This is a genomic window from Bacillus sp. PAMC26543 (assembly GCF_014250375.1).
Classification (GTDB): Bacteria; Bacillota; Bacilli; order Bacillales; family Bacillaceae; genus Bacillus; species Bacillus halotolerans.
On sequence record NZ_CP060193.1, the window covers coordinates 1,413,985 to 1,429,364 of the forward strand.

At 43.3% G+C, this 15,380-nt stretch carries 13 protein-coding genes; 12 read left to right on the forward strand and 1 reads right to left on the reverse strand.

Features of this window, described 5'->3' with window-relative positions; all coding sequences use genetic code 11:
• Nucleotides 1-6 precede the first annotated feature (6 nt).
• The 7 genes from leuD (at nucleotide 7) to yihA (ending at nucleotide 9,667) form a co-directional block, all read left to right on the forward strand.
• Nucleotides 7-606, forward strand: coding sequence for a 3-isopropylmalate dehydratase small subunit (gene leuD / locus H7F27_RS07040; RefSeq protein WP_101861315.1), 600 nt, complete (start codon nucleotides 7-9; stop codon nucleotides 604-606).
• A gap of 121 nt (nucleotides 607-727) precedes the next feature.
• On the forward strand, nucleotides 728-1,732 hold the full coding sequence (gene ddcA / locus H7F27_RS07045) for a DNA damage checkpoint antagonist DdcA (RefSeq protein ID WP_024122379.1): 1,005 nt from the start codon (nucleotides 728-730) through the stop codon (nucleotides 1,730-1,732).
• A gap of 227 nt (nucleotides 1,733-1,959) precedes the next feature.
• Complete coding sequence (tig, locus tag H7F27_RS07050) at nucleotides 1,960-3,234, forward strand: trigger factor (RefSeq protein WP_185848745.1); 1,275 nt, start codon at nucleotides 1,960-1,962, stop codon at nucleotides 3,232-3,234.
• Between the two features lie 271 nt (nucleotides 3,235-3,505).
• Nucleotides 3,506-4,768 carry an ATP-dependent protease ATP-binding subunit ClpX gene (clpX, locus tag H7F27_RS07055; protein ID WP_024122377.1) on the forward strand — a complete coding sequence of 421 codons (1,263 nt, stop codon included), beginning with the start codon at nucleotides 3,506-3,508 and terminating at the stop codon, nucleotides 4,766-4,768.
• A 152-nt stretch (nucleotides 4,769-4,920) separates the two neighbouring features.
• Nucleotides 4,921-6,579, forward strand: a complete 1,659-nt coding sequence (gene lonB, locus H7F27_RS07060; RefSeq protein WP_024122376.1) for an ATP-dependent protease LonB — start codon at nucleotides 4,921-4,923, stop codon at nucleotides 6,577-6,579.
• A 179-nt stretch (nucleotides 6,580-6,758) separates the two neighbouring features.
• Nucleotides 6,759-9,083 carry an endopeptidase La gene (lon, locus tag H7F27_RS07065; protein WP_024122375.1) on the forward strand — a complete coding sequence of 775 codons (2,325 nt, stop codon included), beginning with the start codon at nucleotides 6,759-6,761 and terminating at the stop codon, nucleotides 9,081-9,083.
• Nucleotides 9,080-9,667 carry a ribosome biogenesis GTP-binding protein YihA/YsxC gene (gene yihA, locus H7F27_RS07070; RefSeq protein ID WP_024122374.1) on the forward strand — a complete coding sequence of 196 codons (588 nt, stop codon included), beginning with the start codon at nucleotides 9,080-9,082 and terminating at the stop codon, nucleotides 9,665-9,667. The genes lon and yihA overlap by 4 nt, the downstream gene beginning before the upstream one ends.
• Nucleotides 9,668-9,690: 23 nt before the next feature.
• Here the strand turns inward: yihA and H7F27_RS07075 are convergent, their stop codons facing one another.
• Nucleotides 9,691-10,188, reverse strand: coding sequence for a hypothetical protein (locus H7F27_RS07075; RefSeq protein WP_185848746.1), 498 nt, complete (start codon nucleotides 10,186-10,188; stop codon nucleotides 9,691-9,693).
• A 230-nt stretch (nucleotides 10,189-10,418) separates the two neighbouring features.
• Between H7F27_RS07075 and hemA the strand changes: the two genes are divergently transcribed.
• The 5 genes from hemA to hemB are packed head-to-tail and all read left to right on the forward strand — an operon-like array spanning nucleotide 10,419 to nucleotide 15,351.
• Nucleotides 10,419-11,786, forward strand: a complete 1,368-nt coding sequence (gene hemA / locus H7F27_RS07080) for a glutamyl-tRNA reductase (RefSeq protein WP_024122372.1) — start codon at nucleotides 10,419-10,421, stop codon at nucleotides 11,784-11,786.
• 7 nt (nucleotides 11,787-11,793) lie between these two features.
• Nucleotides 11,794-12,624: a cytochrome c biogenesis protein gene (locus H7F27_RS07085; RefSeq protein WP_010335178.1), complete on the forward strand. Its 831-nt coding sequence runs from the start codon at nucleotides 11,794-11,796 to the stop codon at nucleotides 12,622-12,624.
• A 36-nt stretch (nucleotides 12,625-12,660) separates the two neighbouring features.
• Entirely contained in the window at nucleotides 12,661-13,602 is a 942-nt protein-coding gene (hemC, locus tag H7F27_RS07090; protein WP_103671732.1) for a hydroxymethylbilane synthase, read from the forward strand.
• A complete protein-coding gene (gene hemD, locus H7F27_RS07095) occupies nucleotides 13,592-14,380 on the forward strand; it encodes a uroporphyrinogen-III synthase (RefSeq protein WP_185848747.1) in 789 nt (262 codons plus the stop codon). The genes hemC and hemD overlap by 11 nt, the downstream gene beginning before the upstream one ends.
• On the forward strand, nucleotides 14,377-15,351 hold the full coding sequence (gene hemB / locus H7F27_RS07100; RefSeq protein ID WP_024122369.1) for a porphobilinogen synthase: 975 nt from the start codon (nucleotides 14,377-14,379) through the stop codon (nucleotides 15,349-15,351). The genes hemD and hemB overlap by 4 nt, the downstream gene beginning before the upstream one ends.
• The last annotated feature ends 29 nt before the right edge of the window (nucleotides 15,352-15,380 follow it).

Genomic DNA, 15,380 nt, shown 5'->3' on the forward strand with positions numbered 1-15,380 from the left:
CACGAGATGGAACCTTTGAAAACACATACGGGGAAAGCGGCCGTATTAAATCGTATTAATGTTGATACAGACCAGATCATTCCGAAACAATTTCTGAAGAGAATTGAAAGAACGGGCTACGGCCGTTTTGCATTCTTTGACTGGAGATACGATGCGAATGGCGAACCAAACCCGGAATTTGAATTAAACCAGCCGGCTTATGAAGGGGCGTCCATTTTAATAGCGGGAGAAAACTTCGGCTGCGGGTCATCGCGTGAACACGCTCCGTGGGCGCTTGATGACTACGGCTTTAAAATCATTATCGCACCGTCATTTGCTGATATTTTCCACCAAAACTGCTTTAAAAACGGTATGCTGCCGATTCGCATGCCGTATGACAATTGGAAAAAGCTTGTCGGACAATACGAAAATCAGTCACTGCAAATGACAGTCGATCTTGAAAATCAGCTTATTCACGACAGCGAAAGCAATCAGATCTCATTCGAAGTCGATCCGCATTGGAAAGAAATGCTGATCAACGGCTATGATGAAATTTCATTAACGCTTTTACTTGAAGATGAAATTAAGCAATTTGAGTCGCAGAGAAGCTCTTGGCTTCAAGCTTAAAAAAAGCTGCCCGGCAATTTGTCCGGCAGCTTTTTTTGCCTGGCAGAACCTTTCCTTTCTTGTTTTTGTGTACGGGTGTTGATACACTTGAACAAAATAAATGCCTGAAAGGAATATAGGTATGACGCATGACAAGAAAAACGCAAAAATTATTCCTTTTCCTCATTTGAAAGACCGTCTGGTGGAAAAAGGAATGTCCTCGCTGAAGGAGAAAAAGTATCAAGAGGCACTGGAACTGTTTTCAGAAGCAATGAAATATGATGATACTGAATCAGATCTTCACTTGGGCATGGCCATTTGCTTTTTGGAGCTGGGCGAATTGGAAGAGGCAAAACGTGTATGCGAAAAGATGCTGAAAGAAGGATACGGCCAGTATTTTACAGTTTTACAAGTATACATGACGATCTTAATTCAGCTTAAGAAATACGAAGAAGTAAAAAGCACGATTGAAGCCGTCCTGGAGGAAAATCAGCTGCCTGCGGAAAGCGCCGAGCAATTTTATAAGCTGCTTGATTTCAGCCGCAAAATGACCGACCCGGAGCGAGAAGACGAGGCTTGGGCCGAAGAGTATGAAGATGTGATCGACACGGAGAAAGTGTTAGCCAGCCCAGAGGAACAAATGAATTTGATCCATTCATTGAAAGACCGCAATGTAGCGAAGTATACGGGGCTGTTAAAAACAATTCTTGAAGATCCCGCTGCTCACCCGATTATCAAGACGATGATCGTGATGTTAATGGCGGAACACGACTACAGCAAACCGGTCCACATTACAAAATTCGGCGACTCCATGACAATCGAGCCGAGCGAGACTGTCCCGCCTGACGCCTCCCCGATTTTGCACCGCGTTCTCCGTGTGCTGGATGAAACGCTTGGGAATGAAAATCCGACCCTGTATGCTGCGGTAGAAGAACTGTGGAGAAGACATTTGTATGTTTTATATCCATTTCAGCCAAAACTGCTGTCTGCCGATCTTTGGGCGGCGGCCCTGCATAAAGTCGGCTATGAAATGCATGGGATTGAGATTGAAAGAGAAGAGCTGCATATGATGTATGAGTTTACCGACAGAGAACTTGATGAAGCGTGCACAATGATTAAAGATATTGAAGAAATTTCTTATTTGTAAATCACGCCATATAGTTGAAAGCGGTATGTGTTATGTTATAATATAATGGTTGTATTTGTGTATAACGGGTTATAAGAAATACGGTTGGACAGGCTTTGCAGTTCATTATTAAAATGTATACATAATGATTCTGATCTTTGGCAGCTTCGTTTTTGATGGACGAAGCCGAATGATTGCTTTAGAATGGAAGACCGACACAACCTGAATAGATTTTTGGAGGGAAACACATGTCTGTAAAATGGGAAAAACAAGAAGGCAACGAAGGCGTTTTAACGGTTGAAGTTGATGCTGAAACATTTAAAACGGCACTTGATGATGCATTTAAAAAAGTAGTTAAGCAAGTTTCAATTCCTGGATTCCGTAAAGGGAAAATTCCTCGCGGTTTATTCGAACAGCGCTTTGGCGTAGAAGCTCTTTACCAAGATGCTTTGGATATTCTTCTTCCTGTAGAATACCCTAAAGCGGTTGAAGAAGCTGGAATCGAGCCTGTAGACCGTCCTGAAATCGATGTTGAAAAAATCGAAAAAGGCGAAAGCTTAATCTTCACTGCAAAAGTAACAGTGAAACCTGAAGTGAAGCTTGGCGAATACAAAGGCTTAGGCGTCGAAAAAGACGACACAGCTGTAACTGACGAAGATGTTCAAAACGAACTAAAAGGGCTTCAAGAGCGTCAAGCTGAGCTTGTTGTAAAAGAAGAAGGCGCTGTTGAAGAAGGAAACACAGTTGTTCTTGACTTCGAAGGATTCGTTGACGGCGAAGCATTCGAAGGCGGAAAAGCTGAAAACTATTCACTTGAAGTGGGTTCAGGTTCATTCATCCCTGGCTTCGAAGATCAGTTAGTCGGCCTTGAAGCAGGTGCTGAGAAGGATGTTGAAGTAACATTCCCTGAAGAGTACCACGCTGAAGATCTTGCCGGCAAACAAGCTGTCTTCAAAGTGAAAATTCACGAAATCAAAGCGAAAGAGCTTCCTGAGCTTGACGATGAATTCGCAAAAGATATCGATGAAGAAGTGGAAACACTTGCTGAATTGACTGAAAAAACGAAGAAACGCTTAGAAGAAGCTAAAGAAAACGAAGCTGACGCTAAATTGCGTGAAGAGCTTGTTCTGAAAGCTTCTGAAAACGCTGAAATCGATGTTCCTCAAGCGATGATCGACACTGAGCTTGACCGCATGCTGAAAGAATTCGAACAGCGTCTTCAAATGCAAGGCATGAACCTTGAGCTTTACACTCAATTCTCAGGCCAAGACGAAGCTGCGTTAAAAGAGCAAATGAAAGAAGATGCTGCAAAACGCGTAAAATCTAACCTGACTCTTGAGGCGATTGCGAAAGCGGAAAACCTTGAAGTAACAGATGAGGAAGTTGATGCTGAGCTTTCTAAAATGGCTGAAGCATACAACATGCCTGTTGAAAATATCAAACAAGCCATCGGTTCTACTGACGCGATGAAAGAAGATTTAAAAGTTCGCAAAGCAATTGATTTTCTTGTAGAAAACCGTTAATATGGTGCATAATAATAGTAATAATAAAACAGGGCGCGAATGATTCGTGCCTTGTTTTGTACAATTATGATATATCTCTTTTTCTTGGGGCAATATAGTTAATGCAGGCTGTTTTTTGTCATACATATAGAATGTGCAAGTCAGAAACACAATGTTACCGTCTTTTTGGAAAGTATGGTAAAATGCAATACATACTCGTTTCGTTTCAAGAATCATTTTCTTTTGCTCTGCCGGTAAAAGAAAAAGTGAGACAAGATTAAGGGGTGAAAGAATGTTTAAATTCAACGAGGAAAAAGGACAATTAAAATGCTCGTTCTGTGGAAAAACACAAGATCAGGTTCGTAAGCTTGTAGCTGGACCTGGTGTATATATATGTGACGAATGTATCGAACTCTGCACTGAAATTGTGGAGGAAGAACTCGGAACAGAAGAAGAAGTAGAATTTAAAGATGTGCCGAAGCCGCAGGAAATTCGTGAAATTCTGAATGAATATGTAATCGGTCAGGATCAGGCGAAGAAATCACTAGCTGTTGCGGTGTATAACCACTACAAACGCATCAACTCCAACAGCAAAGTGGACGATGTCGAGCTTTCGAAAAGTAACATTTCATTAATCGGCCCGACAGGAAGCGGTAAAACCCTTCTTGCGCAAACTTTAGCCCGTATTTTAAATGTGCCGTTTGCGATTGCTGACGCTACGTCCCTGACAGAAGCTGGATATGTAGGTGAAGATGTAGAGAATATTCTCTTGAAACTCATCCAAGCTGCTGACTATGACGTGGAAAAAGCGGAAAAAGGCATTATTTATATTGATGAAATCGATAAAGTGGCAAGAAAGTCTGAAAACCCGTCTATTACACGTGATGTGTCAGGTGAAGGCGTGCAGCAGGCATTGCTAAAAATTCTTGAAGGAACTGTGGCGAGCGTGCCGCCTCAAGGTGGACGTAAGCACCCTCATCAAGAGTTTATTCAAATTGATACAACAAACATTTTGTTCATTTGCGGCGGTGCCTTCGATGGTATCGAACAAATCATCAAACGCCGTTTAGGACAAAAAGTGATTGGCTTCGGTTCAGATAATAAGGCTGCAGATCTGGAGAAAGAAGACCTTCTTTCAAAAGTGCTTCCAGAAGACTTGCTCCGTTTCGGATTAATTCCGGAATTCATCGGACGTCTTCCGGTTATTGCAAGCCTTGAAAAGCTTGACGAAGAAGCGTTGGTTGCGATCTTAACAAAACCGAAAAACGCTCTTGTGAAGCAATTCAAGAAAATGCTTGAGCTTGATAATGTTGAGCTTGAGTTTGAAGAAGAAGCGCTGTCTGAAATTGCTAAAAAAGCAATTGAGCGTAAGACAGGAGCACGCGGACTCCGTTCCATCATTGAAGGCATTATGCTTGATGTGATGTTTGACCTGCCTTCCCGTGATGACATTGAAAAATGTGTGATTACTGGGGCGACTGTAACGCATGGAGAACCGCCTCGCCTTTTGTTAAAGGACGGTACTGAGGTTAGCCAAGATAAAACGTCTGCTTAAAAATGAAAATGAACCTCCTGAGTGGTAACATTCAGGAGGTTTTTTTGTTGTGTAAACTCTTCCGGAAAACGTTTATTCCCCTCTTTTGTGGGAGATACTAGCAATCAGAGGAATGAATTGGATACATAAATTGTTTTTCAGGAGGGACCACCATGAGTTGGACAGGGATCGCATTATTTATTCAGCTGTTTTTTGGGATTATCATTGGTTTGTATTTTTGGAATTTGCTTAAAAATCAAAGGACACAAAAAGTCACGATAGATAAGGAATCAAAGAAGGAAATGGAGCAGCTTCGCAAAATGCGGGCTATCAGCCTGTCCGAACCGTTATCTGAAAAGGTGCGCCCTAAAAGCTTTCAAGATATCGTCGGTCAGGAAGACGGGATTAAAGCGTTAAAAGCTGCGTTGTGCGGACCGAATCCCCAGCACGTCATTGTCTATGGACCGCCGGGAGTCGGAAAAACAGCTGCTGCAAGGCTTGTGTTAGAGGAAGCCAAAAAACATAAGCAATCACCTTTTAAAGAGCAGGCTGTTTTTGTGGAACTCGATGCGACAACGGCTCGATTTGATGAAAGAGGAATTGCCGATCCGCTCATTGGTTCTGTACATGATCCGATATACCAAGGGGCCGGAGCGATGGGACAGGCGGGTATTCCGCAGCCGAAGCAGGGGGCTGTCACGCATGCCCACGGCGGTGTATTGTTTATTGATGAAATTGGGGAGCTACACCCTATTCAAATGAATAAAATGCTGAAGGTGCTTGAGGACCGGAAAGTCTTTTTAGACAGCGCTTATTACAGCGAAGAAAATACACAAATACCGAACCATATTCACGACATTTTTCAAAATGGGCTTCCAGCTGATTTTCGTTTGATCGGTGCGACAACGAGAATGCCTAATGAAATCCCTCCGGCAATCCGATCCCGCTGTTTAGAGGTATTTTTCCGCGAGCTTGAGAAAGATGAGCTGAAATCAGTTGCCAAAACAGCAGTGGATAAGATTGAAAAGAATATTTCTGAAGAGGGGCTTGATTTGCTGACCAGCTATACGCGGAACGGCCGGGAAGCCGTCAATATGATTCAAATCGCGGCGGGAATGGCGGTGACCGAAGATCGGAAGGACATCACCATTGAGGATATAGAATGGGTGATTCATTCCAGCCAGCTTACCCCTAAGCACGAGCAGAAAATCGGCACTGCACCGCAAATCGGCATTGTAAACGGACTCGCAGTGTATGGCCCTAACAGCGGTTCGCTGCTGGAAATCGAAGTGAACGTAACACCGGCTCAGGATAAAGGTTCAATTAACATTACCGGAATAGCAGAAGAAGAAAGCATCGGCAGCCAATCAAAATCAATTCGCCGGAAAAGCATGGCAAAGGGCTCGGTTGAGAATGTGCTAACCGTACTGCGTACAATGGGAATGAAGCCTTCAGACTATGATATCCACATTAATTTTCCCGGCGGCATTCCGATTGATGGGCCGTCGGCTGGTATTGCCATGGCGGCGGGAATTTTTTCAGCCGTTCATAAAATTCCCATCGATAACACGGTTGCCATGACAGGCGAGATCAGCCTAAACGGACTTGTAAAACCGATTGGAGGCGTGATCCCGAAAATTAAAGCGGCAAAACAGTCCGGTGCCAAAAAAGTTATTATCCCGCATGAAAATCAGCAATCGATCTTAAAACAGATTGAAGGGATCAAAATTGTGGCGGTGAAAACGTTCCAGGAAGTGCTTGATGAAATTTTAGTGAACCCGCCTACTGAACAAAAACCGTTTAACATGCAAATGAATAAAGAATCGGTCTGACCCTATTTTAAAAATAGGGTTTTTTTCATGAAGGACATCTTTTCCTTTTTCAGATCAGAAAGAAAGGGTATACTACGAGGAGACTGTGTTATAGAAAATGAAACCATGCCGTTTATTGTACAAGGATGAAAAAGTTGTATTATAATGGTTCATACTAAAGTCACGGAGGTGTCAGTCACATGGCAGAAGAATTAAAACGCAGCATCCCGCTCCTCCCTTTAAGAGGTTTATTAGTGTACCCGACAATGGTTTTGCACTTAGATGTAGGACGTGACAAGTCGGTTCAGGCCCTTGAACAGGCAATGATGCATGATCATATGATATTTTTAGCTACTCAGCAGGATATTTCGATAGACGAACCGGGTGAAGACGAAATTTTTACTGTCGGCACCTATACGAAAATTAAACAAATGCTGAAGCTTCCGAACGGTACGATTCGTGTGCTGGTGGAGGGTATACAGCGCGCCCAGATCATTGAATACAATGAGCATGAAGATTATACATCAGTAGACATTCAGCTGATCCATGAAGATGATTCAAAAGATACAGAAGACGAAGCGCTGATGCGGACTTTGTTGGACCACTTTGATCAGTACATAAAAATTTCTAAAAAAATCTCAGCCGAAACGTACGCCGCGGTTACTGATATCGAAGAGCCGGGCAGAATGGCAGACATTGTTGCTTCTCACCTGCCTCTTAAACTAAAGGATAAGCAGGATATATTAGAAACGGCTGATGTCAAAGACAGACTGAACAAGGTCATTGATTTTATCAACAATGAAAAAGAAGTGCTTGAGATCGAGAAAAAAATCGGCCAGCGCGTCAAACGTTCAATGGAGCGTACGCAAAAGGAATACTATTTGCGCGAACAGATGAAGGCGATCCAAAAAGAGCTTGGCGATAAAGAAGGCAAAACAGGTGAAGTTCAAACGCTGACCGAAAAAATCGAAGAAGCGGGCATGCCTGACCATGTGAAGGAAACGGCTCTTAAGGAATTAAACAGATATGAAAAAATTCCGTCCAGTTCTGCCGAAAGTTCTGTTATCCGCAATTATATTGACTGGCTGGTCGCTCTCCCATGGACGGATGAGACAGAAGATAAGCTTGATTTAAAAGAGGCTGAACATCTTTTGGACAAAGAACATCACGGACTTGAAAAAGTGAAAGAGCGTATTTTAGAGTATTTGGCTGTTCAGAAGCTGACAAAATCCTTAAAAGGTCCGATTCTCTGTTTGGCTGGACCTCCAGGGGTCGGAAAAACGTCCTTGGCCAAATCGATTGCTAAAAGTATGGATCGGAAATTTGTCAGAATTTCACTTGGCGGGGTGCGCGACGAATCAGAAATTCGCGGGCACAGACGGACATATGTCGGGGCAATGCCGGGACGTATTATTCAAGGCATGAAAAAAGCCGGCAAGCTGAATCCGGTCTTCTTACTAGACGAAATTGACAAAATGTCTTCTGATTTCAGAGGCGATCCGTCATCCGCAATGCTTGAAGTGCTTGATCCGGAGCAAAACAGTACCTTCAGCGACCACTACATTGAGGAGACTTTTGATCTGTCAAAAGTGCTCTTTATCGCTACGGCTAACAATTTAGCGACAATCCCGGGACCGCTTAGAGACAGAATGGAAATCATTAATATTGCGGGCTACACGGAAGTGGAAAAACTTGAAATTGTGAAAGATCACCTTCTTCCGAAGCAGATCAAGGAGCATGGGCTCAAAAAGAGCAACCTGCAGCTGCGTGATCAGGCCATTCTTGATATTATTCGCTATTATACGAGAGAAGCAGGTGTGAGAAACCTCGAACGCCAGCTTGCTGCCATCTGCCGCAAGGCCGCAAAAGCCATTGTTTCTGAAGATAGAAAACGGATTACAGTTACGGAGAAAAATCTTCATGACTTTATCGGAAAACGAATTTTCAGATATGGACAAGCAGAAACGGAAGATCAGGTGGGCGTCGTCACGGGGCTGGCTTATACAACTGTCGGCGGAGATACGCTGTCGATCGAAGTATCGCTTTCTCCAGGGAAAGGAAAATTGATCCTGACGGGTAAGCTTGGCGATGTCATGAGAGAGTCTGCTCAGGCGGCTTTCAGCTACGTGCGTTCAAAAACAGAAGAACTTGGCATTGAACCTGACTTTCATGAGAAGTATGATATTCATATACATGTTCCTGAGGGTGCGGTGCCTAAAGATGGTCCGTCTGCCGGTATCACAATGGCGACTGCGCTTGTTTCTGCTTTAACAGGACGGGCTGTATCGCGTAAAGTCGGAATGACTGGCGAAATTACGCTTCGCGGACGCGTGCTTCCGATCGGCGGACTGAAAGAAAAAGCACTCGGGGCACATAGAGCGGGATTGACGACCATTATTGCGCCTAAAGATAATGAAAAAGATATAGAGGATATTCCAGAAAGCGTCAGAGAGGGGCTCACCTTTATATTGGCATCCCACTTAGACGAAGTTTTGGAACATGCCTTAGTAGGAGAGAAGAAATGAAAGTCACAAAGTCAGAAATCGTAATCAGTGCAGTTAAACCTGAACAGTACCCTGAAGGGGGGCTTCCGGAGATTGCACTGGCCGGAAGATCGAACGTTGGAAAGTCATCTTTTATCAATTCATTGATTAATCGTAAAAATCTTGCGAGAACATCATCAAAACCGGGAAAAACACAAACATTAAATTTCTACATTATTAATGACGAATTGCATTTTGTTGATGTACCGGGTTACGGTTTTGCCAAAGTGTCAAAATCCGAGCGTGAAGCTTGGGGCAGAATGATTGAAACCTACATCACGACACGCGAGGAATTGAAAGCAGTGGTGCAGATCGTTGATTTGCGGCATGCACCGTCTAATGATGATGTGCAGATGTATGAATTCTTAAAGTATTACGGCATTCCTGTTATTATTATCGCTACAAAAGCCGATAAGATCCCGAAAGGAAAATGGGACAAACACGCGAAGGTTGTAAGACAGACATTAAATATTGATCCGGAAGACGAGCTGATTCTCTTCTCCTCAGAAACGAAAAAGGGGAAAGATGAAGCTTGGGGAGTGATCAAAAAAATGATAAACCGGTAGAGAATACTCTCTGCCGGTTTTATTTATCGTATAGATTTTTTTCGTTTTATCAATAATAACAATAAACTGATTCCGATAAATACAAATGGCCAATACTTTTTCAGCAGGGCCGTGGGAACATGCGCAGACTCGAGCCATGCCATAATCTGTTTGAAAAAGTAAAGAAACAGGGAAAAACAAATCATCGAAACAGCTTCATATACATATTCTTTTTTCTGAACGGTTGAAACGAGCAGTGAGAAGCCGACCATGAAGAGTAGCATTTCAAAATCATCCGGCCACCATGTCCACTTTGGCTTAGCGAAAAAGTGCAAACCGATTCCGAAGAGAAGCAAGCCGATAAAGAAATGGGGGGAGACAGCTTCTTTTTTTCCTTGGTATATAAAGGATGCGCCTAACAGCATAAGAAGAACAGGCCATTGATCCTGTCCTGAAAACAGTTCGGCTTGGCCGCTTTCAAGCCATGCGTAAACGGATGCGGCGAGCAGCAGACAAGGAAATAAAATTGATTTTTGTTTCATGCATATCACCTTCTTGTTTTCTAGAGCTGATTTTGAGTAATTTTCTGCTGTTTTTGGTATTGTCAATAGGAACATATTTTGTTCGTGAAGCTTTTTCTAATATAGCACAAGATTTTTGAAATCTGTTCACAATTTGCGAAAGAAACTATGTTATAATTATTATAAATAATGAATTCTATGTTAGAATGATTATAAATTAAAGTTTGGGTGTTGGGGGTGTAAGGAAAGCTATGCATATACTTGTTGTGGGAGTAGATTATAAATCCGCCCCTATTGAGATACGTGAAAAAGTAAGTTTTCAGCCGAATGAGCTTGCAGAAGCGATGGTGCAGCTAAAAGCAGAGAAAAGCATTCTCGAAAATATCATCGTATCTACCTGCAACCGCACTGAAATTTATGCGGTAGTCGACCAGCTCCATACCGGCCGTTATTATATAAAAAAATTTTTAGCTGACTGGTTTCACTTAAGCAAAGAAGACCTGTCGCCGTTTTTAAGATTTTATGAAAGCGATGCGGCTGTTGAGCATTTGTTCCGTGTAGCCTGCGGATTGGATTCTATGGTGATCGGTGAAACGCAAATTCTCGGTCAGGTGCGCGACAGCTTCAAAACAGCTCAGCAAGAAAAAACGATCGGCACGATTTTTAATGAGTTGTTTAAGCAGGCGGTTACAGTGGGTAAACGGACTCATGCCGAAACAGACATTGGCTCTAATGCAGTGTCTGTTAGCTATGCGGCCGTTGAGCTTGCGAAAAAAATCTTCGGAAACCTTTCAAGCAAGCATATATTGATCCTTGGTGCAGGAAAGATGGGCGAGCTTGCAGCCGAAAATCTGCATGGACAGGGAATCGGAAAAGTGACAGTCATTAACAGAACATACTTGAAAGCGAAAGAACTTGCAGACCGTTTCTCCGGTGAAGCGCGAAGCTTAAATCAGCTTGAAAGCGCGCTTGCAGAAGCCGATATTTTAATCAGCTCTACCGGTGCGAGTGATTTTGTTGTGTCTAAAGAAATGATGGAAAACGCGAATAAGCTTCGCAAGGGCCGTCCTTTATTTATGGTGGACATCGCCGTGCCAAGAGACTTGGATCCCGCTTTAAACGATCTAGAAGGCGTCTTCCTTTATGATATAGACGATCTTGAAGGGATCGTAGAAGCGAACCTGAAAGAGCGGAGAGAAACCGCTGAGAAGGTTGAACTGTTAATCGAAGAAACCATTGTGGAGTTTAAACAATGGCTGAATACACTCGGTGTAGTGCCCGTCATTTCCGCATTGCGTGAAAAAGCGCTGGCAATCCAGTCTGAAACGATGGACAGCATTGAACGGAAGCTGCCTCATTTGACGACAAGAGAGAAAAAACTTTTGAATAAACATACGAAAAGTATCATTAATCAAATGCTCCGCGACCCGATATTAAAGGTGAAAGAACTTGCGGCAGAGGCTGATTCTGAAGAAAAGCTGGCTTTGTTTAAGCAGATTTTTGATATAGAAGAAGCTGCGGGCCGGCAAATGATCAAAAGCGTTGAAGGCAGCCAAAAGGTCCATTCTTATAACAAGGCTGAATCAAGAGCGGGGTTTGCCCCACTTGTAAGTGAGTGAAAGCTGAATGATTGATACTGCAATGGCAAGACTTAATGAAGGGACAATCGTCATTTACGCATTAAGTGTACTCTTTTATTTTATAGATTTTCTTCAACACAACCGGAAGGCTGGGAAAATGGCCTTCTGGTTGCTTTCTATTGTCTGGACTCTGCAAACCGTGTATTTAGCCTACTTTATGTGGGTGACGGGGCGGTTTCCGGTATTAAATGTGACGGAGGCCCTTTATTTTTATGCTTGGGTGCTTGTCACACTGTCACTTGTACTGACAAAGCTGCTGCGTGTTGATTTTATTGTGTTTTTTACAAATGTAATAGGGTTTGCTATGATCGCCATTCATACATTTTCACCGACGGAGCAGCAGTCAGCGGCTTTTTCGGGTCAGCTCGTATCGGAGCTGTTAGTGATTCATATTACAATGGCGATTCTTTCTTACGGTGCTTTTTCCCTTTCTTTTGTATTTTCTGTGCTCTATTTGTTTCAATATCATCTGTTAAAAAAGAAAAAATGGGGAAAGTGGCTGTTGAGAATAGAAGATTTGTCTAAGCTTGATTATATGGCGTATGTTCTGAATGTCATCGGAGTTCCGATGCTTTTGCTGAGTTTAATTCTTGGCGTCATTTGGGCGTATGTGTCTCTAGAAACGCTGTATTGGTTCGACGCCAAAGTGCTTGGTTCGTTTGTCGTCCTGCTTCTGTACAGCTATTATCTTTATATCAGGCTGATTAAAGAGCTTCAGGGGAAGGTCGCCGCACTGTGGAATACGGCTTGTTTTCTCGTGCTGATGATCAATTATTTCCTGCTCGGAAGCCTGTCTCAATTCCATTGGTTCAGTTAAATAATGTGCCCAAGCAGATTCGGGAGGAAAGAAAAAATGAGAACGATAAAAGTAGGTTCCAGACGGAGCAAACTCGCTATGACCCAAACAAAATGGGTGATTCGCAAACTGAAGGAAATCAATCCTTCTTTTGCTTTTGACATAAAAGAAATCGTCACAAAGGGTGACCGGATCGTTGATGTTACCCTGTCAAAAGTGGGAGGGAAAGGGCTGTTTGTCAAAGAAATCGAACAAGCGCTTTTAAACGAAGACATTGATATGGCGGTTCACAGCATGAAGGATATGCCTGCCGTTTTGCCTGAAGGCCTTGTGATCGGCTGTATTCCTGAACGGGAAGATCCTCGTGACGCTCTTATTTCAAAGAATCGTGTAAAGCTTTCTGAATTGAAGGAAGGTGCTGTCATCGGCACAAGCAGTTTAAGAAGAAGCGCACAGCTTTTGATTGAGCGCCCTGACATTACAATTAAATGGATTAGAGGTAATATAGATACGAGACTTCAAAAGCTGGAAAACGAAGATTACGATGCAATTATTTTAGCTGCGGCAGGGCTTTCCAGAATGGGCTGGAAGCAGGATGTCGTAACTGAATTTCTTGAGCCTGAGCGCTGTCTTCCGGCTGTTGGCCAAGGCGCTCTTGCAATTGAGTGCCGCGAATCCGATCGAGAGCTTTTAACGTTATTTTCTCAGTTTACGGATGAGTATACAAAACGGACTGTACTGGCAGAACGTGCCTACTTAAACGCGATGGAGGGCGGCTGTCAGGTGCCGATCGCCGGCTACTCGGTGATAAACGGCCAGGATGAAATTGAACTGACAGGGCTTGTGGCTTCGCCTGATGGAAAAATCATTTTCAAAGAAACCGTCACCGGAAACAATCCGGAGGAAGTCGGTAAGCGCTGTGCGGCTCTCATGACTGATAAAGGCGCTAAAGATTTAATCGATCGCGTAAAACGGGAGCTTGATGAGGATGGTAAATGATTTTCCTTTGAAAGGAAAAACAGTGCTTGTCACCCGAAATAAGACGCAGGCAAAATCGTTTCGGCAGAAAGTGGAGCAGCTTGGCGGAAAAGCGGTATTGGCCTCATTGATCACGTTTCGCCGAACTCTGCCGAATGATCTGGCGGAACAGGTGCGACTAGATCTAACCATACCCGGCTGGCTTGTGTTTACGAGTGTAAATGGAGCGGATTTCTTTTTTTCTTATCTGAAAGAAAATCAGCTTATTGTTCCCGGTCATAAAAAAATTGCGGCTGTTGGTGAAAAAACCGCACGCCGTTTAGAATCGTACAACGTATCGGTTGATGTAATGCCTCATGACTATATTGCAGAACAATTGGCGGACGCTCTTAAGCAGCATGCCGAACCGTCAGAACGGATTTCAGTCATAAAAGGCAATTTATCTCGCGATGTGATAAAAAAAGAGCTTACGCCTCTTGGCTTTGAGGTGAAGGAATGGGTCGTATATGAAACTGTTCCTGATGAAGATGGCATCGAGGAATTAAAAAATGCCGCGAATCAGTATTCATTTGATTATGTGACATTTACAAGCTCATCAACCGTACATACATTTATGCATGTTCTGGGAGAAGGAGTAAAAAAATGGCCGGCGCACCAGACGGACTGCATCAGCATCGGACCGCTAACGAGGGACGCTCTGCTGTCGTACGGAATCACGTCGTATATGCCTGATACATTTACAATTGACGGCATGCTTGATTTAATGTGCCGCATGTCTAGAAAGGAAGATAGAATATGAGTCAATCATTTAACAGACACCGCCGTTTGCGGTCATCAAAAGCAATGAGAGAGATGGTGAAAGAAACTCGTCTGCATCCATCTGATTTTATTTATCCGATCTTTGTCGTTGAAGGTTTAGAAGGAAAAAAAGCTGTTCCTTCAATGCCTGATGTTTATCATGTATCTTTAGATCTATTAAAGGATGAAGTGGCTGAGCTGGTCAGTCTCGGAATTCAATCCGTCATTGTTTTCGGCATACCTGAAGAAAAAGATGATTGCGGAACGCAAGCTTACCATGACCACGGGATTGTGCAAGAAGCAATTGCCGAAATTAAAAAGCACTTCCCTGAGATGGTTGTCGTTGCTGATACATGCCTATGTGAATATACAGATCACGGACATTGCGGTCTCGTCAAAGACGGACAGATCCTGAATGATGAATCCTTGGAGCTATTGGCACAGACAGCTGTCAGCCAAGCAAAAGCCGGAGCGGATATCATTGCGCCTTCTAACATGATGGACGGATTTGTGACGGTTATCAGAGAAGCATTAGATAAAGAAGGCTTCATCAATATTCCGATCATGTCTTACGCCGTGAAATATTCAAGTGAGTTTTACGGTCCGTTCCGTGATGCAGCAAACAGCACGCCTCAATTTGGCGACCGCAAAACGTATCAAATGGACCCTGCCAACCGTCTGGAAGCACTCCGTGAAGCCCAATCAGATGTTGAGGAAGGCGCGGACTTCCTGATTGTGAAACCTTCACTTTCTTATATGGATATCATGCGGGATGTAAAAAATGAGTTTACATTGCCGCTTGTGGCTTATAATGTAAGCGGAGAGTATTCTATGGTGAAGGCTGCAGCTCAGAACGGCTGGATCAAGGAAAAAGAGATTGTCTTAGAAATTTTGACAAGCATGAAGCGTGCGGGTGCCGACCTGATTATTACGTATCATGCAAAAGACGCAGCAAAATGGCTTGCGGAGTAATTTTATTCAGTTGACAGGAGTTGAGGCAG

Coding starts and splice junctions, on each gene's coding strand:
- leuD (WP_101861315.1), top strand. CDS start 7: ATGGAACCTTTGAAAACACATACGGGGAAAGCGGCCGTATTAAATCGT.
- ddcA (WP_024122379.1), top strand. CDS start 728: ATGACGCATGACAAGAAAAACGCAAAAATTATTCCTTTTCCTCATTTG.
- tig (WP_185848745.1), top strand. CDS start 1,960: ATGTCTGTAAAATGGGAAAAACAAGAAGGCAACGAAGGCGTTTTAACG.
- clpX (WP_024122377.1), top strand. CDS start 3,506: ATGTTTAAATTCAACGAGGAAAAAGGACAATTAAAATGCTCGTTCTGT.
- lonB (WP_024122376.1), top strand. CDS start 4,921: ATGAGTTGGACAGGGATCGCATTATTTATTCAGCTGTTTTTTGGGATT.
- lon (WP_024122375.1), top strand. CDS start 6,759: ATGGCAGAAGAATTAAAACGCAGCATCCCGCTCCTCCCTTTAAGAGGT.
- yihA (WP_024122374.1), top strand. CDS start 9,080: ATGAAAGTCACAAAGTCAGAAATCGTAATCAGTGCAGTTAAACCTGAA.
- H7F27_RS07075 (WP_185848746.1), bottom strand. CDS start 10,188: ATGAAACAAAAATCAATTTTATTTCCTTGTCTGCTGCTCGCCGCATCC.
- hemA (WP_024122372.1), top strand. CDS start 10,419: ATGCATATACTTGTTGTGGGAGTAGATTATAAATCCGCCCCTATTGAG.
- H7F27_RS07085 (WP_010335178.1), top strand. CDS start 11,794: ATGATTGATACTGCAATGGCAAGACTTAATGAAGGGACAATCGTCATT.
- hemC (WP_103671732.1), top strand. CDS start 12,661: ATGAGAACGATAAAAGTAGGTTCCAGACGGAGCAAACTCGCTATGACC.
- hemD (WP_185848747.1), top strand. CDS start 13,592: ATGGTAAATGATTTTCCTTTGAAAGGAAAAACAGTGCTTGTCACCCGA.
- hemB (WP_024122369.1), top strand. CDS start 14,377: ATGAGTCAATCATTTAACAGACACCGCCGTTTGCGGTCATCAAAAGCA.